The sequence below is a fragment of the Flavobacterium sp. RSP15 genome (genome assembly GCF_003968755.1).
Classification (GTDB): Bacteria; Bacteroidota; Bacteroidia; order Flavobacteriales; family Flavobacteriaceae; genus Flavobacterium.
On record NZ_RYDL01000010.1, the window covers coordinates 80,369 to 99,116 of the forward strand.

At 36.5% G+C, this 18,748-nt stretch carries 12 protein-coding genes; 6 read left to right on the forward strand and 6 right to left on the reverse strand.

Annotated features, from left to right (window positions below):
- Positions 1-369: 369 nt before the first annotated feature.
- Positions 370-1,134 (reverse strand): XRE family transcriptional regulator, encoded by a 765-nt coding sequence (locus tag EKM00_RS11215; protein ID WP_126516229.1) that lies wholly within the window; start codon positions 1,132-1,134, stop codon positions 370-372.
- 87 nt (positions 1,135-1,221) lie between these two features.
- Between EKM00_RS11215 and dinB the strand changes: the two genes are divergently transcribed.
- The 3 genes from dinB to EKM00_RS11230 all read left to right on the forward strand — a co-directional run bounded on the left by dinB (position 1,222) and on the right by EKM00_RS11230 (position 7,037).
- Positions 1,222-2,406, forward strand: coding sequence for a DNA polymerase IV (gene dinB / locus EKM00_RS11220; protein ID WP_126516230.1), 1,185 nt, complete (start codon positions 1,222-1,224; stop codon positions 2,404-2,406).
- 91 nt (positions 2,407-2,497) lie between these two features.
- Positions 2,498-5,575, forward strand: a complete 3,078-nt coding sequence (locus tag EKM00_RS11225) for a DNA polymerase III subunit alpha (protein WP_126516231.1) — start codon at positions 2,498-2,500, stop codon at positions 5,573-5,575.
- Between the two features lie 79 nt (positions 5,576-5,654).
- A complete protein-coding gene (locus tag EKM00_RS11230) occupies positions 5,655-7,037 on the forward strand; it encodes an exonuclease domain-containing protein (RefSeq protein WP_126516232.1) in 1,383 nt (460 codons plus the stop codon).
- 561 nt (positions 7,038-7,598) lie between these two features.
- Here the strand turns inward: EKM00_RS11230 and EKM00_RS11235 are convergent.
- The 4 genes from EKM00_RS11235 to EKM00_RS11250 form a co-directional block, all read right to left on the reverse strand.
- Positions 7,599-8,654, reverse strand: coding sequence for an NAD(P)-dependent alcohol dehydrogenase (locus EKM00_RS11235; RefSeq protein WP_126516233.1), 1,056 nt, complete (start codon positions 8,652-8,654; stop codon positions 7,599-7,601).
- Between the two features lie 49 nt (positions 8,655-8,703).
- Entirely contained in the window at positions 8,704-9,798 is a 1,095-nt protein-coding gene (locus tag EKM00_RS11240; protein WP_126516234.1) for an alkene reductase, read from the reverse strand.
- Between the two features lie 204 nt (positions 9,799-10,002).
- Complete coding sequence (locus tag EKM00_RS11245) at positions 10,003-10,227, reverse strand: hypothetical protein (protein ID WP_126516235.1); 225 nt, start codon at positions 10,225-10,227, stop codon at positions 10,003-10,005.
- A 328-nt stretch (positions 10,228-10,555) separates the two neighbouring features.
- Positions 10,556-11,230, reverse strand: coding sequence for an NAD(P)H-dependent oxidoreductase (locus EKM00_RS11250; protein ID WP_126516236.1), 675 nt, complete (start codon positions 11,228-11,230; stop codon positions 10,556-10,558).
- A gap of 380 nt (positions 11,231-11,610) precedes the next feature.
- Between EKM00_RS11250 and EKM00_RS11255 the strand changes: the two genes are divergently transcribed.
- On the forward strand, positions 11,611-13,866 hold the full coding sequence (locus tag EKM00_RS11255) for an FUSC family protein (RefSeq protein WP_126516237.1): 2,256 nt from the start codon (positions 11,611-11,613) through the stop codon (positions 13,864-13,866).
- Positions 13,867-14,208: 342 nt separating this feature from the next.
- On the opposite strand, the gene trhA is transcribed toward EKM00_RS11255, so the two are convergent.
- Positions 14,209-14,856, reverse strand: a complete 648-nt coding sequence (gene trhA / locus EKM00_RS11260) for a PAQR family membrane homeostasis protein TrhA (protein WP_126454813.1) — start codon at positions 14,854-14,856, stop codon at positions 14,209-14,211.
- A gap of 670 nt (positions 14,857-15,526) precedes the next feature.
- Between trhA and EKM00_RS11265 the strand changes: the two genes are divergently transcribed.
- Positions 15,527-17,539, forward strand: a complete 2,013-nt coding sequence (locus EKM00_RS11265) for a M13 family metallopeptidase (RefSeq protein WP_126516238.1) — start codon at positions 15,527-15,529, stop codon at positions 17,537-17,539.
- A 112-nt stretch (positions 17,540-17,651) separates the two neighbouring features.
- The gene (locus EKM00_RS11270; RefSeq protein WP_126516239.1) at positions 17,652-18,056 is read left to right on the forward strand and encodes a nucleotide triphosphate diphosphatase NUDT15; all 405 of its coding nucleotides are present in this window, start codon (positions 17,652-17,654) and stop codon (positions 18,054-18,056) included.
- Positions 18,057-18,748 lie beyond the last annotated feature (692 nt).

The window sequence follows — 18,748 nt, forward strand, 5'->3', positions numbered from 1 at the left end:
ATACGATTTAGACTACATAATTGATTAAATGCCTTTAATAGAATTATTCAATCAATTCAATATCAAATCAGAAAAATTAAACTAATCGGAGCATAAGACAATTTTTGATTTAGATAACGAAATAAATCCAATTGACGAACCTAAATTACTTTTATAATTCGATAGTGTGAAAATTCAAAACAGAACAGACCATCACATTCGAATGATAGAATAAAAGTATTAGAAAACAGCAAAAGTTGGCATCTAGCTTTAAATTAATGTTCTAAAGTAAGAGAGTTATACAACCTTCTTGGTAAAGATTTCCCTGTTCCAACTGCCACCAGAATAAAGTGATTCTTTAAACACGTATCATTTAGTCTTCATTTACATCTAATGCTTAATTTTCAAATCGTTAATTTCCCTTTTCAGTTCCAAAAACATATCTTTCACACTTGCAGCTTCAGAGATTTCTTGTTTTCTATCGCTCCTGCCAATATTACATTCATACTCCCAAATCTCAAGAATATCAGAAGCCTTTACTTCATAAGGGGGATAATAAATATTATCTGATTCCAAAACCAGAATATTTTTTTTGTTCTTATTCAGTCTTTTGTAGACCATCCCCTCACTTTTGGTTATCAGTATATAAGTCTTACCATCCATAACTTCACCTAATTTTTCAATGTACCGACCAACAATGATACTACCATCCTCATGTGGTGGCATGGAATCTCCTTCTACCGGAAAACCCCTATGCTTGCCAGATCCCAAAAATGGTAATGAAATTTGTTGCAGACTTTCAATATATTCCGGATCGGCATACCCATTCAAATACCCGGCTTTTACTTTTTGTGTAACGACTTCAATAAAGTTATCTCCTTTTTTATCTACCGTAATCGGCAACACCAATCTGTTATTTTCCAATTGTAACAAATCATCTACGGGAATTTTTCGAACATCCACAGATAGCAACAGGTCTATACTGATGTGATAGTAATGCGCTATTTTCTTCAATATTTCATACGGTGCTTCCGAGGTTCCGTCTTCATATTTGACATACCTACCCCTAGTTATCCCTAAGGATACAGCCAGCTTTTCCTGTGAAATCTTTTGTTGCACCCTAAGGTTCCTTATGTTGTCAGAAAATAAAGACATAGCCATTTTGTTATAATTTGTAACAACAAATATAATAAAATTTGTTATCATCTGTACTAATTTTGTAACGTATAAAAAGAAAAGAAGATGGAAAGAGCAATTGTACACATGGATTTGGATACTTTTTTTGTGTCCTGCGAAAGACTGGGAAATTCAAAACTGGAAGGAATCCCTTTGATTATTGGTGGCGGAGATCGTGGTGTTGTCGCTTCTTGTTCGTATGAAGCCCGAACTTTCGGTGTGCGTTCCGCCATGCCTATTAAAATGGCACTCCGCCTCTGCCCGCAGGCTAAAGTGATGAAAGGTGATATGGAATTGTATTCTAAATTATCACATGATGTAACCGAAGTAATTCAAGAAAAAGCACCAATTGTGGAAAAAGCCAGCATCGATGAATTTTACCTCGATATTACCGGAATGGATAAATTCTATGGGAGCTACAAATGGACCAACGAACTGGCACAATCCGTTACCAATGAAACTGGTTTACCCATCAGTTTTGCACTATCGGTAAACAAAACGGTATCTAAAATTGGTACCGGAGAAGCCAAACAAAAAGGAAACTTGGAAATACCGGAAAATAAAGTCCGGTCTTTCTTAAATCCGCTTTCAATCCAAAAAATACCCATGGTGGGTGATGTGACTTTTCAGTTATTATCTCGAATTGGAATCCGTACCATTCAAACGCTTTCTGAAATGCCTGCCGAAGTATTGCAACGGATGATTGGCAAGAATGGCATCGACATTTGGAAGAAAGCAAACGGTATTGATCACAATCCGGTGGAACCCTATACAGAACGGAAATCCATTTCAACGGAGCATACTTTCACTCAGGATACCATTGATATTCCAAAATTGAAATCAATACTGATTGGAATGGTGGAAAAACTGGCTTTTCAGTTGCGTTCTGAAGAATGGCTGACTTCCACGGTAGTTATTAAAATAAGATATTCCAATTTCGACACAGAAACCAAACAATGCAAAATACCTTACACCTCAGCCGATCACATGTTGATTAAATCTGTTACCGATTTATTTGATAAAGTTTACCAGCGTCGCATGCGGCTCCGATTAATCGGAATTCGTTTCAGTGGACTCGTTCGTGGAACCTATCAAATCAATTTATTTGAGGATACCGAAGAAATGCTGTCTTTGTATCAAGCCATGGATAAAATGAAAAGCCGTTATGGCTTTGACGCCGTAATGCGGTGCGCCGGAGCAAGCTTCAAACCCAATAACAAATCAGAAATTTTAAAACGATCCTCTAAATAAATAAAAAAATCACAACCAAAACCGCATTGTCATCCCGAGCGCAGTCGAGGGACAACAACTCAAAAACCCATTACCCAAAACCTAACACCCCATGTACCTCAACTGTCATTCTTTTCATTCCCTGCGTTACGGCACCATCCCGCTGTTGGATCTCGTCCAGCAGGCTGTTATTTGTGGTGTAAAAACAATGGCATTAACGGATATTAATACCGTTACTGGCATTTATGATTTCATAAAAAGCTTCGAAGAAGTAAATATCAAACCACTCGTCGGAATAGAATTCCGTTGCAACCATCAACTGCGTTATGTAGGCTTGGCAAAAAATGCCGGTGGGCTAGCCGAAATGAATCGCTTTCTGACCAAACATAATTTTGAAAATACTCCTTTACCAGTATCCGCTCCTGATTTTAAAAAAGTAGTCATTATTTATCCTTTCGAAAATAAACCTGCGGTATTAAAAGACCATGAATATATAGGCATTACTCCCGATCAGCTTCCCAAATTGTTTCTTCCGGAATGGAAGATTTTGCTCAACAAAATGGTGATTTTGCAATCCGTCACCTTTCGGAGTAAAAGAGAATTCAACTTGCATAAAATCCTGAGAGCTATTGATACCAATGTCATCTTGTCCAAATTGACTGTGGACGATTATTGCAAAACGTCTGAAGTAATGATTCCTTTGGAGGAACTGCTTTCAAAATTTGAGGATTATCCTCAAATTATCGAAAACACGCAAAAACTAATGGATCAGTGTCATTTTGAATTCGACTTCAAAACGCCCAAAAACAAAAAGTATTATTCCGGGAGTCGGGAAAGCGACATGCAGCTTTTAACCAAACTCGCTCACGAAGGATTGTTAAAAAAGTATGGTACCGATAATTTCCAAGCAACAGCTCGAGTGGAGAAAGAATTAAAGGTGATTGATCAACTAGAATTCAGCAGCTATTTTCTGATCACGTGGGACATCATTCAATACAGTATAAGTCAGGGCTTTTTGCATATCGGTCGGGGTAGCGGAGCCAACAGTATCGTGAGTTACTGCCTTGGCATCACCGACATCTGCCCTATTGAACTGGATTTGTATTTTGAACGCTTCCTGAATGTAAACCGCAAGAGCCCACCAGATTTTGACATTGACTGGTCCTGGAAAGAACGCAATACCATTCTCCGATATATTTTTGATAAATACGGTGCCGATCATGTCGCTTTCTGCGGAACCAATGTGGAATTTAAATACCGTTCCATATTCCGGGAAGTGGGTAAAGTGTTTGGTCTGCCCAAAGAAGAATTGGACGCATTGGCTAAAAACCCTATGGCGTTACATGATAAAAACCCAATAGTAAAACTAGTGCAAGAATACGGGATGTTGCTTGAAAAATACCCAAATCAACGCAGCATGCATTCCTGTGGAATCCTGATTTCCGAAGAACCAATTACAAATTACACGCCTTTGGAAATGCCCCCGAAAGGGTTTCCAATCGTGTTGTTTGACATGCACATTGCCGAGGATATTGGTTTTGAAAAGTTTGATATTCTCAGTCAGCGCGGGATCGGTCATATCGATGACAGTGTGAAACTAATCGAGAAAAATCAGGGAATCAAAGTCGATATTCGGGATACATCATTGTCAAAAAATGAGGCGAAGGCCAATCACTTTTTGAGCCATGGAAAAACAATTGGATGCTTTTATATCGAAAGCCCGGCAATGCGTGGCTTATTGCGACGTCTGAAATGCGATAACTACAAAACCTTAGTAGCAGCATCCTCCATTATCCGCCCGGGTGTCGCCCAATCCGGTATGATGAAAGAATATATTTTCAGGCACAACCATCCCGATAAGTTCGAATATTTTCATGACGTTTTTAAAGAACAGCTAGGCGAAACCTATGGGGTTATGGTCTATCAGGAAGACGTCATTAAAATTGCCTTACATTATGCAGGACTTCCCGCTGCCGATGGAGATATTCTGCGTCGGGCCATGAGTGGGAAAGGACGATCCAAAGCTGCTTTGCAAAAAGTCAAGGACAATTACTTTGCCTGCTGTGCGAAAAAAGGACATCCGCTTAAGTTGAGTGAAGAAATATACCGACAAATTGAATCTTTCGCTGGCTATTCCTTCTGTAAGGCTCACTCCGCCTCTTATGCTGTTGAGAGTTACCAAAGCTTATATTTAAAAGTCTACTACCCTATTGAATTTCTGGTAGCGGTGATCAATAATCAGGGTGGTTTTTACCGTACCGAAGTATACGTACATGAAGCCAAAATGTCGGGTGCAACCATTCAGAATCCTTGTGTAAACAAGAGCGATTATGAAACTACGGTATATGGCATTGACGTTTATTTGGGCTTCATGCTTCTGGAAGGTTTGGAAAGTAAAGTAGCTTATTTTATAGTTCAAGAACGGGAGGAACAAGGCGAATTCATCTCTTTGGAAGATTTCATCAACCGCATTCCCATCGGTATTGAAGGCATACAAATTTTGATTTTTGTTGGAGCGTTTCGTTTTACGGGAAAAACAAAAAATCAATTATTGGTGACTGCCAGACTCATACTGGTCAATTTCAAACCCGAAAACAGAAATGGGATGCTGCTTCAGGAACCAATCAAAGAATATGAACTGCCCATACTCGAACGCTCCCCTTTTGAAGATGCTTTTGATGAAATCGAACTGTTGAATTTTCCGGTTTCCTGCACCCCTTTCGATTTATTGCAGACCAAATATCGAGGGGACGTAATGGCGAAAGATTTATTAAAACACCATAAAAAAACGGTAAAGATGCTGGCTTACCTTATTTCAAGAAAACATGTACCTACCAAAATGGGAACCATGTATTTTGGAACTTGGGTAGACATAGAGGGCGAATATTTCGATACCGCACATTTTACTAAAAGTCTGGAAAAATATCCGTTCCAAGGCGGTGGCTGTTATTTGCTCTTGGGAACTGTAGAAGTGGATTATCATTTTCCCACCATTACGGTTATCAAAATGGCCAAAATGTCATTCCTCCCTGATCCAAGGTATTCCAATACTTCTGACAGACAATATAAAGTCCATGAACAAATTCGGGAAGATGTCAGCATGACCCATCGGGCACCGTATCCACAGGAATATGAAATTAATCTGCCAAGACATAAAATGGAGGTGGGTACAAAAAAAGAGTCTGTTTGACTCTTTTAGCAAGTGAGGAAGGAGCGATTTCACCAACTTCATATACAAGAATAACAATACAATTCACGTTATATACAAAATGAAAAATCAGGAATACGCAATAGTAGATATAGAAACCACAGGCGGCAATGCCAGTAACAGTCGCATAACAGAAATTGCCATTGTTATTCATAACGGAACCAGCGTAATCGACCGCTGGGAAACACTAGTCAACCCAGAAAAAGAAATACCGCTTGCCATTTTTTCGCTAACCGGCATTAACAATGAAATGGTTCGGGATGCACCTATTTTTGATACTATTTCCGAAAAAGTTTTAGAAATGCTTACCGGACGCATTTTCGTTGCCCATAATGTCAACTTTGATTATTCGTTTGTTCGGCACCAACTCGAAGCAAGCGGATTCAAATGGACCGCGCCAAAATTGTGCACCGTTCGCGCAGCAAGAAAAATTAAGTCAGGATTGGCTTCGTACAGCTTGGGAAGGCTTTGCCAATCGCTAGACATCCCTTTAACAAACCAACACCGTGCCGGTGGTGATGCGGATGCAACTGCCATATTATTTTCCCGTTTGTTGGAATGGGACGTTGAAGGTGTAATCGAAAAAATGATACAAAAAACTGCTCAAGACCAGCGCTTGCCTCCTAACCTACCGCCTGCTGACTTTGAGCAGTTACCTGAAAAAGCAGGTGTATATTATTTTTATGATCAGACAAGAAAAGTGATTTACGTAGGAAAGGCAATTAACTTAAAGAAACGGGTAGCCTCCCATTTCAGTGGCCATAATATCACGCCACAAAGGCAAAATTTCCTGCGGGACATACACGGGATTTCCTTTGAAGTATGTGCTACAGAATTAATGGCGCTTTTGCTGGAATGTACCGAAATTAAGAAACTATGGCCTACTTACAACAGGGCACTCAAACGTTTTGACCCTAAGTATGGGCTGTATGAATATGAAGCCCGCAGCGGTTACAAATACCTGGCCATTGGAAAGTTAGGCAAATTTCAGTCGTGCATAGAGTCTTTCAATAATTTGTATAAAGGCATCAATGTATTGCGCAGCTTATCCGAACAATTTGGCATTGATAACCGATTCTGTAACTACGGTATGGACGACCATGGAGAATTTATCCCAAAACCAGACCGGACCAATTTACCTGAAGTGGAACTACACAACGAGCAAGTCGAAAACGCCATTGATTTTTTAATAAAAAACAGGCCAAGCTTTGCCATTATAGACAAAGGCAGGTCTGCTGAAGAACGCAGTTGCATTTGGGTTGAAAAAGGTCACTTTTATGGCATGGGATATATTGCATCGGATATTGGTTTTACAGATCCCTCTGATATAAAAGATCATGTCACTCAACACAAAAGCAATAAATACAGTGTGGATTTAATCCTTGCTTATGCTGAGAAATATCCGGGTAAGGTTCTTTTTAAACAAAATCATAAAGAATTATGAGACTTTCAATAACACCGAAATATTTACATCAGGCATTGTCGAAAAAATTTTTTTGACTTTCCAGATACGGAACTCATGTTTACTACAATTTTGTTTTCAAAGAAGAATCTGACTATTATTACACTACGTTACGTGACAACGCGCCATGGCAAGAATATGCACCCTCTGACTCGTTTGTAATGAAGTGCCTACTTTCCTTATAAAAAGAATCGTAGCGTTTGCATCGCAGCTAACTTAACAGAGCCTATTCAAACAGTATTGCATTCAGTGCCTCAAATTAATAATCAATTCACGTTCTTCCACTGGCACTCCTTATGAATACAAAAGAAGTTTTAGCTTCCCGTCGGAGCCATGATGGAAGTACCCTTACCATAAAGCCAATAAGGAGCGAAGTGGCAGAAGCGTAAGCGCTCTCACAACCTAAATCTGTAGGCTCTATATCTGAGCTATTTTTGGAAAAAGAAATTAAACTTAATTTAGCTCAATAATTTACTACAAATAAAAACAGCATCTAAAATTACTTTAGATGCTGTTTTTTAATGCACTGTAAAAAAATTATTTTTATTTAAGCGATTTCATATCAATTACAAATCTGTATTTAACATCATTGCTTGTAACACGATCATAAGCTGTGTTAATATCTTGCATATTGATAAGCTCAATATCACTAGTAATATTGTGTTCGCCACAGAAATCTAACATCTCTTGTGTTTCTTTAATACCCCCAATTAAAGAACCAGCAATACGCTTACGTCCCATAATGATATTTCCACCATGAAATGGCTTCAAAGGTTCTACTGCACCAACTAAAACCATTGTTGAATCAATTTTAAGTAATCCTAAATATGGATCCATTTCATGACCTACAGGAATAGTATTTAAAATAAAATCGAAACTGTTTTGGTGTTTTTTCATATCGTCTTCATCTTTGGAAATTAAAACTTCATGAGCACCTAAACGTTGAGCATCTTTTCCTTTTTCTGGCGATGTTGTAATCATAACCACATGTGCACCTAATGCATTGGCAAATTTAACGCCCATATGACCTAATCCTCCTAAGCCTACTATTCCTACTTTATCTCCTTTTTTCACATTCCAATGACGTAATGGTGACCACGTAGTAACTCCTGCACATAATAGCGGTGCAGTTGCTGCTTCGTCTAAATTTTCTGGAATGCGTAGTACAAATTTTTCATCAACAACAACTGACGTTGAATAACCTCCGTATGTTTGTTTGCCTTCAAGATGTTTATCCGGACTGTTGTACGTAAATGTTGCTTCATTTTCGCAAAATTGTTCTAAATCTTTCTGACAAGAAGAACATGTCTGGCAAGAGTCTACCATACAACCTACACCTACTAAATCACCTACTTTATGGCTACTAACACCATTTCCTACCTCTACTACTCGACCAATGATCTCATGTCCAGGTACTACAGGATAGGTTGATCCATTCCATTCGTTTCTTGCTGTATGTATGTCACTATGACAAACACCACTGTAAGTGATATCAATTTTTACGTCAGCTATTCCTACAGCTCTTCTTTCAATATTTATAGGTTTTAAATCTTCTGTTGATGCTGTTGCACCATATGCTTTTACTGTTGTAGTCGCCATTATTATGTTGTTTATAAAGTTACTATTTATTCAATTTTTGTATTACTATTTATTTAGAAGCTTCTGGATAATCAGTATATCCTTCTGCTCCTCCTGCGTAGAACGTACTTTGATCCCATTCTGCTAAATCTAAGTTGTTTTCAAAACGTTCCACTAAATCTGGATTAGATACGTATGGTTTACCGTAAGCTACTAAATCCGCATACCCTTCTTCAATTACTTTATTTCCTTTTTCTTGATCAAATGCCGAGTTAATCATCAATGTTCCATTATATAGAGGACGGAAATGTTTAGCTATTTGTGTCACAGCATATGGTATTTCTGAAACATCTGTAAAAGGTTCAGAAAGATGCAAGTATGCTAAATTATAATCATTCAATTTTTTAATGATGTATTCAAACGTTGCGATTGTGTCTTCATCCATAGTTGTTCCGAATGGACCGTTTAATGATGGATTAAAACGAGCTCCAATTTTTTCCTGCGGAATGACTTCTTTGATCGCATCTAAAACTTCAAAAAATATACGGGCTTTATTTTCAATACTTCCACCATACTCATCCGTTCTATGATTAGACGTTCCGTTAAAGAACTGCTGAAACAAATAGCCATTAGAGGAATGTATTTCTACTCCATCAAAACCAGCTTTTACTGCATTTGCAGCTGAATTTTTAAAATCTTGTACCGTAGTTTTAATATCTTCAATGGTCATTTCCTTTGGCGTAACAGTATCTTTAAACCCTTCCGGAGTAAATGATTTATCATTAGGATTTATAGCTGATGCGGATAATGGTAATGCTCCATTATGAAAATCGGGATGAGACATACGTCCTACATGCCACAATTGAATAAAGATTTTCCCTCCTTTATCATGTACACGTTTGGTTACTTTTTTCCAACCTTCTACTTGCTCATCTGTGTAGATACCAGCCGTATTGATATAACCTACAGCATCACGAGACACTTGCGAGCCTTCTGTAATAATTAAACCTGCTGATGCCCGTTGCTCGTAATACAAGCCATGTAGCTCATCCGTTGGAACGTTGCCTTCATTATCTGCTCTACCACGTGTCATAGGCGCCATGACAACTCTGTTATTGAGATTAATATTTTTTTTATATGGTGTTAATAAAGGTTGTTTGCTCATGTTGTTTTTTATAAATTATTTATTTTTTACAAATTTACATTACCGTGTCACCAATATCATTGACTTATATCAATTAAAACAGATTTAACTGTTTTCCTAACTCTATTTAAGTTTTCTGGAGTGACTCTTAAATCGTTTATACCGATTCCAGCTTAAAACGATCAGATCGTTCTAGGACAAAGGGCACTATTTCTGAAAATGTTTTTAATCCAGTTCCTCAAGTGTATAGAACAATCGATTTTGTAGCCCTATATTTTCTTTCTGTAATTGGTATGCCAAAGGAATCGCGCGTCCAGTATACTCAAAACATTGGTTGTTATAGATTATGTCCAAAACAGGTTTCCCTTGGTACTCTTTTATGAGATCGATTTGGTTGCCTTTAAAATCCTGAACCAGAATTGAATCAACAGCTCTATTTTCTTTATTCATTTATTGCGGTTTTGATTTTAAGCTCGCTATTGCAAAATTGATGAAACGAAGTTGTTCGTTGTCTATAATTATTTTTTTTGATAATTTAAAGTAATTTTCAATAGAAAAATTTTCTGTTAAGAAGAAAAAATTCATTAAAACGGCTATTCTAGTGTTTTAAATAATTTTCGCCAGCGGGTAACAAGGTTATGATTTAATAGCTTCTATCGGAAGGTTTTTTTATTTAGTATCGCTTTCCTTTTTTGTTACTTATATTAAAAATGGTTCCAAAGTTTTTACACTTTGTAACCATTACTTATTTTTCTAGCTAAATTGAAATGTTAAGAAATTACATCCAAGTAATAATATCTTTTGTATTTCTTCTTGATTTAGGGTTTGCTGGATCTGCTTTTCTGTAACCAAAAGCAACCATAAAGGATAAACCGTATTTATCTGTATCCACACCAAACTTTTCTCTCAATAAATTTTCTGTTTTTTCTTGATGAAAACCTTCAATAGGACAACTATCAATACCTACTAAAGCGGCTGATGTCATCATATTTCCCAAAGCAATGTAGGTTTGTTTTGATGACCAATCGAATAATTTTTTATCCGTATCTAAATCAAAATCATTTTCTTGAAATTCTCTGTAGAATTTAGTATACATTTCTATGGTATCTGCTGGCCATTGTTTGACTTCTTTCATCATTGACATAACATAATCGGAATCGTATTTTACCATTGGTGCTTTCATAGACAAACCCAATACAAAATGGCTTGCAGTATCTAGTTTTGCCGGTGCTCCCCAAGCTACTGGTTTTATCAATTCACGCAACTCTTTGTCTTGAACAACAATAAAATGCCAAGGCTCAAAACCAAAAGAACTTGGCGATAAATGTGCGGTTTCTAAAATAAATTCCATATTTTCATCTGAAATAATTTTAGCAGCGTCAAACTCTTTAGTGGCATGTCTAAATTGAAATGCATTGATAATATCTTCTTTTGCTATGTTAGGTATGCTCATATTCTGTTGTATAAATTTTTAATGAATACAAATTTACAATACTGAAGCAGAAATCTCCTTGACCTATATCAAGTAAGATAGATTTAATATTTTCATAACTACATCTCTTGTACGGTTTGACTCTCACGTTTGAGTAGTTCTAAACCAGCTTGACTTTCTATTCCTTTTTTTGAAGTACAAAGAGAAAAGTGAAATCCCTCAAAAAAGAAGACCAAAACGAGCCCGACATTGGCAATAATTTGGAAAATCAGTCTACTTCATAAGGTTTTATAAAACTATTTGACATTCTCTGATTCTTTTAAATGTATCACGTAAAATAAGCAAACGAGACAATACTTCCCCTCAATTATTCTACCTTTGGAATCAAATTACAAACCCGCTTGAAAGAAAAACTCAAACAATTAGAATTATTTTTAAAAAGCTCGAACTTTGACCGAGGGATTCGTATTGGTTTTGGAATTGCTGTACCTCTTGCAGTGCTGTATCTTTTAGGGTATTTTGAATATGCTCTAGCTGTTGCTATAGGTGCTTTTTTAAATGCGCCAGGCGACATTCCGGGCAGCACCAAGCGTAAAGTCAATGCTATTTTAATCAGTATTGGATTAACAATGATTATTACGGCTATAATCCTATTTTCAAAACCTTTCCTACCCCTTTTTTTGATTGCACTTGCAATTATTACCTTTACTGTGTCGCTGCTTTCGGTTTATGGTTTTAGAGCGTCCTTCGTATCTTTTTCTGGCTTGTTGGCAATGGTAATAGCAATTGCCATTCAAAAAGAAACAGCGAATGATATTTTAGTTCAGGTTGCCTTAATGGGTGTCGGAGGTCTTTGGTATTTAGTCGTATCCGTTATTTTTCAAAAACTTGCGCCTGTAAAAGATCAGAATCAGCTATTGTCAGATACGCTTTTCCTTATTGGTGAATACTTAAAAATACGAGCCAAATTATTAACAAAGAAAACTGAGCGTGACAAATATCTTAAACAAAGCTTAGTTTTGCAACATCAAATCAATGAAAAGCAGGAAACACTCCGAGAAACACTGCTAACCGCACGTAAACGTTCCGGACGTTCGCATTATGAAGAAAAGCAACTGTTAATCTTACTATCTTCTATTACTATCTTCGAATTGACAGAAGCAAAACATTTGGATTACAAAATGATCGATGAAATTTTTGGCGAGCACAAAGAATTTCTAAAAGCTTCCAAAAATCTGAGCAAAATCATGGGCGATCACCTCATCCGTTTGTCTGAATTATTGATTCAAAAGAATAAAATACCAAATAAAGATATTCTATTAAGTACATTAGCAGAAGCCAACGAATCTATCAAAAATTACGTCGATACCGTTAAATTACCTGAAGCGCGTGAAGGTGCTTTAGTATTGAAAAATCTATACGATTATCAAGAGCAACTGCTACAAGAAATCAGAGTTATTAGACGTGTAATGGCCAATGTTAAAGAGGCTTCTAAAATATCCTTAAAAAGACAAGATTCGAGTCAGTTTTTAACGCTTCAGGAATACAGGCTGAATGTCCTTGTTCAAAATTTCAGTTTGGATTCCACCATGTTTAGACATTCATTGCGCCTTACCATTGCGATAGTATTTGCCTATCTATTTGGATTTCTTTTTGACATCCAAAATACTTATTGGATTTTGCTGACCATTATCGTTATTATGCGACCTAGCTACGGTCTAACCAAAGAGCGATCAAAAGCTCGTATTATCGGAACGCTCATTGGTGCGACTATTGCTGTTGGTATTGTGCTGCTTACTCAAAATGTAGTGGTTTATTCGGTATTAGCATTTGTTTCATTGGTATTTGCATTTGCATTAATTCAGCAGAATTATAAGTTTTCCGCTGCATTGATCACCATCAGTATCATATTTGTGTATTCCTTAATCAATCCTGATGCCTTTGAAGTGATTCAGTACCGCGTCATCGACACCATCATTGGAGCCACTATAGCAGTTGTTGCTAATTATATGCTTTTACCAAGTTGGGAAGCCAATAATCTAAAACAGGTACTTCTGAACGCTTTAAAAAGGAACAAAGAATATCTTATAGCAACACAAGAGTTATATCAAGATCCTTCTAAACACAAACTCTCCTATAGTTTGGCAAGGAAAGAAGCATTTCTTGCTATCAGTAATTTAAATGCTGCCTTCCAGCGATTGACCCAAGACCCAAAATCGAAACAGAAAGAATTTCAACTGATTTATGAAATTGTGACTCTTAACCAGACCATGGTTTCTGCCATCGCATCCATTGGTAATTTTATCAGTAATCATCAAACCACTCCTGCTTCTATAGAATTTAATATACTCATCAAAAAGATATCCAATACCCTACAGATGTCCTTCGATAGTTTTGACGATACTCAAATAAAGAAAAAAGTCACTACAGAAACTGCTGAAGATGCGGAGGAAAAGTTGTTGGGGAAGTATCAGCAATTATCAGATTTGCGAGATGAAAATATCAGATTAGGCCACACTGAATTAGATATCGAAACGCTTCATGGTCTTCAGGAAGCTTATTTGATTGCCAATCACATGACCTGGTTAAAATCCCTTTCAGAAAATATACAAAAAGCTACAGAACGTTATCGCTTGACTATCGTAGAAACCCAGTAGTAATTTTTTATCGATGTTAAGGTAATATTCACAACATGCTTTTCATTATTACTTATAGCACTTACTTGCAACTAAATTTGGTACTTGTCAATATCATCTTTTTTGTTGTCTTCTATCTATTCAGCATTCATCCTCTTTTAAAAATTGAATTATATAAAGATCAAAAAAAAGCGTTTTAATTATTAAGTATATAACTTAAATGGAGACTTTTTATTCTTTTGTTTATCCTATTCGCAATTCCTTTTAATCAAATATAAATTCTGTATTTCCTTATTATGAACCTCCCATTGCGTTCCTTAAGGTTGCTTCTTTTGTTATCTTACAACCCCCTTCATTTTTTAATCAATTAGACGCTACTGCCAATAAAACAGCTACGTAATGACAAACAGCACCTGCGAGCACAAAAAAATGCCAGACAGCATGGTTGTACCGATATTTCTTCCACAAGTAAAAAACAACACCAATAAGGTAAAGCGCGCAGCCAATTAGAATCATAGTCAGGATATTAGAGGGAATACTTTCAAAGAAAGTACGTCCGCCAACAACCATAATCAAGCCCATTCCTATGTAAATTACCGTAGAAAAAATCTTCCATTTTTCTATAAAAAAAATCTTATAAATGATTCCCAATGCTGTAAGACCCCACAAAACCGATAGCAACGTTATACCAAAAGAATTAGGCATATACATCAGTAAAAACGGAGTGTAAGTACCCGCTATCAAGAAATAAATACTGATGTGATCAAGAATTTCAAGTGTGCGTTTTGCCTGAACATTCTGCATTCCGTGGTAGAGTGTAGAAAAAGTAAAAAGTTGTAAAAAACAAAAGCCATATATAGCCGCACCAATAATACCAGAAGTGTTATCACTTTTAATAGCAAATGCAATTAGGATAGGGATACTTACAATACCAAAAATAATTCCAAAACCATGTACGATACTATTTACGAGTTCTTGCCTGATTTGTATATTTGAATTCTGAGTTTGCATAAAATTTATTTGACAATGCGTATTATTTTACCTCTTTTTTGTAAAATTACTCAAATCTAATCCTAACTTAACTCTAATGGCGATATAATTTACCTTTTTATTACTATTGTTCTACTTCCAAGAGGTCTCCTTACACGCTCTATGATGAATCGTCTGGTCTGGTTTATTTCCTCTTGTTACTTAAACTTCCAGCGCTAGCCTATTGAACAATTTGCATTTCTTTATTCAGCAGATTTAATCGCGCTTAAATTATAAAGGAGATTATAAAAAAACTTTCGTCACACTTGCTTCTGCTGATTCTTCTTTTCGTTATCCTAGGAATGATCACTCCTTCTACTGAGCGAAATGAAATTCGCCGAAGTAATCCTTTCGTGCGGTAAACTAAACATATTGTACAAAGTAAAATTCACGAACTAATCTCTGGACCGCCTATGTAAAAAGCAATAATAAAAACGCTGCCTCTCTTCACCACAAATATCAAAGATGTTATTTCGATCCAATTGCAAAATTGTAATAAAAGTTATATATATTTGAAAAAGCATAAAATAGTTGGGTTTTAAAACTGAATTCGTATACTGTGGTGCTAAAATTATCTTTGCTAAGCATACTATTTTAAAATGCCAGCTTTCAAAGGTTTGTCAATTTATTTTTAATAAATATCGTCTAGGTTATGAAAAATTTACTACTACTTTTGTTTGCACTTTTAGCTTTTGCTTCCTGCTCGAAACAGACATTAAAGAATAATGTTGCGATTACAGGAATAGATTCCAAATTGCGGCCCGGTGATAATTTTTTTAGATATGTAAATGGTAAATGGTACGATTCGGTACCAATTCCTGCCTCCCAAACTGGAGTTGGTGCCTACATGTTTATGAATTATCCACAACGGATACGCCTACAAGGAATATTGGACAGTATTTCACAAAGCAGGAATCCTATAGGGAGCCCGGAACAGAAGGTAGCTGATTTTTATGCCTCAGGCATGGACACTGTAAGGATCGACGAACGCACTTACGAACCTATTAAACCACTTCTAGCCAAAATTGAAACTATCAACGACATACCGTCCTTAATGAATTTTGTGACAGGTGAAGCAAAAATGGACAATTCTTCAATTATAGCTTTTGGGGTGTCACCTGATGATAAAAATAGCAGTAGGAACATAGCACATACCTACCAAACAGGTATTGGTTTGCCTGACAGGGACTACTATTTCAAATCAGATTCATCAACTGTTGCCATACAAGAATCATACAAAAAATACATTGCCACTTTATTTCAAAATACAGGCAGCAATGCCGAAGAGGCCAAAAAAAATGCTGATCTGGTTTATGATATTGACAAACAACTCGCCGATTCGCATAAAACAAAAGTGGAACTTCGAGATGTACAAGCTAATTATAATAAAATAGCTGTGACAGATCTTGTAAAAAGACATCCCAACATAGGTTGGGCTGATTTGCTTAATAATTTAGGTGCTCACACAGATTCTCTTGATGTTGGCCAACCAGCCTATTATGATACCCTTAATACCCTTTTACAGACTATTCCCATCAATAATTGGAAAATTTATTTAAAAGCAAATACAATAGCAAGATATGCAGATGATTTAAGCAAACCTTTTGTAGATGCCGCATTTGAGTACACTAAAGTACTTTCTGGTCAGGCAGTTCAAAAATCACGTGGCGAAAAGATGGCTAGTGCTGTTGATAATTACCTAGGCGAAGCCCTTGGGCAATTGTATGTAAAGAAATATTTTTCGGAGGATGCCAAGAAACGAATGTTGATCCTGGTGAATAATGTACAAAAAGCCTACGCTGTGAGAATTGATAAGTTGGAATGGATGAGTGACGGTACAAAACAAAAAGCGAAAGAGAAACTGTTTGCGATCACCAAGAAAATAGGATATCCAGATAAATGGAAAGATTACAAAAATGTGCATATTGCAAGAGATACATATTTTGAAAACGTCGTGTCGGCTGCTGCAGCTGGATATGAACGACAATTAGCAAAATTAGGCAAACCTGTTGATAAGGCAGAATGGTATACAACTCCTTCAACGGTTACGGCGTATAATAATCCTACGGCAAATGAGATTGTCTTTCCGGCAGGTATTTTACAAGCGCCATATTTTGATAATAATGTGGATGACGCCCTTAACTATGGAGGTATTGGAATGGTTATAGGCCATGAAATAACCCATACTTTTGATGATCAAGGCGCTCAATACGATAAAGAGGGTAACTTAAAAGACTGGTGGACAAAAGAGGATTATAAAAAATTTAAGTCAAGAATACAACAAGTTATCGATTTGTACAGTACCTATACAGTATTGGACTCTTTACACATCAAAGGCGACATGACTGTTGGTGAAAACACGGCAGATATTGCGGGAATAGCGGTCGCTTATGATGCTTTTAAAATGACCCAACAAGGACAAGACACAAAAAAAATTGGAGGTTTTACTGCAGACCAACGCTTCTTTTTATCTATTGCCAAAATATGGAGAGTAAAAATGAAAGACGAATACCTGCGCTTGTGGATCAATAACAATCCTCATTCCCCACCAGTTTGGCGTGTCAATGGTCCTCTAATGAATACCTCCCCTTTTTACGAAGCATTTGATGTAAAACCTGAAGATAAAATGTTTTTACCAATGAAGGATAGAATAATAATTTGGTAGTAACGCGACAACATCAAAGATATTTCTTAAACCTCTAACGTACATGGCTGTCAAAACACAAAAAACAGCTAGAGACTTCATAATACGATCTTGGCATTAATAAAAACTATAAATGGAAAACAGACCCAAAGTTGGCATTGGAGTAATTATAATTAAAGGCAACAAAATCCTTCTTGGCAAAAGAAAAAATACACATGGCGAAGGAAGCTGGTGCTACCCTGGAGGCCACCTAGAGTTTGGTGAGTCATGGGAAGAATGTTCCCGCAGAGAAGTCTGGGAAGAAGTAGGAATTCAAATTAAAAATCTTCGTTTTGGAACCATTACCAACGATATTTTTGAAAACGAACATAAACATTATATCACAATTAGCATGATCTCAGACTATGAATCCGGCGAAGTAAAACTTATGGAACCTGATAAATTCGACAAATGGGAATGGTTTGAATGGGATAATTTACCCTCACCACTTTTCTTACCAACAATCAACCAACTAAAAGAAGGCTTTAATCCCTTTTAATGTCACACTGCAAAAGACAATTCCTTATCTAAATCAAAAAAAGTTTTTTTTCAAAACAAACCTTTTTTAAACAAAAAACAAACCTTTTTTAAACAAAAAATAAACAGTGTGATACAATCGTAACCTCCCACAAGCACACATTTATAATGAGTGCCTACTTTGACTTATAAAAACAATTCGTAGCGCTTGCAACGCAGCTTACTAAAAAGAGCCCCGTGCCCCCGCAGTTGCATTTCCTCCTTATTCCAAATATTAGACAACTAACAATCTTCCCGCGCTGTCGTAAAATTATATTCCAAATCCTTTTTATTTATTATTGAGCGACGATTTTCTTCTCACCTCTATACTAGATGCGCAAACTTTACCCGCACAAAAAGTAAAGTATAAAAACCTTGATTTTAACTTATGCAACAAGTAAGTGAAATTTATGACAAAGATTTCAAAGAAAAAGCCATCCAATTGAGTTATGAGTGAACCAATCGATCTAAACTAGCCAGAGAACTGGGAGTAACAGCATAGCAGTTGCACAAATGGTACAAAGAGTTCGAGGAGTTTAGAGAGGGAAGTTTTCCTGAAAAGGGAATTTAAAACTAAGTCCTGAACAAGAAAAAATTCACGAACTGGAGAAAAGACGCAAATATACAGAGCTAGAGCGCGATATATAAAAAAAGCAATCGGCATTTTTTCCAAGA

Excerpts from the sequence above, each read along its gene's own strand:
- EKM00_RS11215 (WP_126516229.1), bottom strand. The coding sequence starts at position 1,134 with ATGTCTTTATTTTCTGACAACATAAGGAACCTTAGGGTGCAACAAAAG.
- dinB (WP_126516230.1), top strand. The coding sequence starts at position 1,222 with ATGGAAAGAGCAATTGTACACATGGATTTGGATACTTTTTTTGTGTCC.
- EKM00_RS11225 (WP_126516231.1), top strand. The coding sequence starts at position 2,498 with ATGTACCTCAACTGTCATTCTTTTCATTCCCTGCGTTACGGCACCATC.
- EKM00_RS11230 (WP_126516232.1), top strand. The coding sequence starts at position 5,655 with ATGAAAAATCAGGAATACGCAATAGTAGATATAGAAACCACAGGCGGC.
- EKM00_RS11235 (WP_126516233.1), bottom strand. The coding sequence starts at position 8,654 with ATGGCGACTACAACAGTAAAAGCATATGGTGCAACAGCATCAACAGAA.
- EKM00_RS11240 (WP_126516234.1), bottom strand. The coding sequence starts at position 9,798 with ATGAGCAAACAACCTTTATTAACACCATATAAAAAAAATATTAATCTC.
- EKM00_RS11245 (WP_126516235.1), bottom strand. The coding sequence starts at position 10,227 with ATGAATAAAGAAAATAGAGCTGTTGATTCAATTCTGGTTCAGGATTTT.
- EKM00_RS11250 (WP_126516236.1), bottom strand. The coding sequence starts at position 11,230 with ATGAGCATACCTAACATAGCAAAAGAAGATATTATCAATGCATTTCAA.
- trhA (WP_126454813.1), bottom strand. The coding sequence starts at position 14,856 with ATGCAAACTCAGAATTCAAATATACAAATCAGGCAAGAACTCGTAAAT.
- EKM00_RS11265 (WP_126516238.1), top strand. The coding sequence starts at position 15,527 with ATGAAAAATTTACTACTACTTTTGTTTGCACTTTTAGCTTTTGCTTCC.
- EKM00_RS11270 (WP_126516239.1), top strand. The coding sequence starts at position 17,652 with ATGGAAAACAGACCCAAAGTTGGCATTGGAGTAATTATAATTAAAGGC.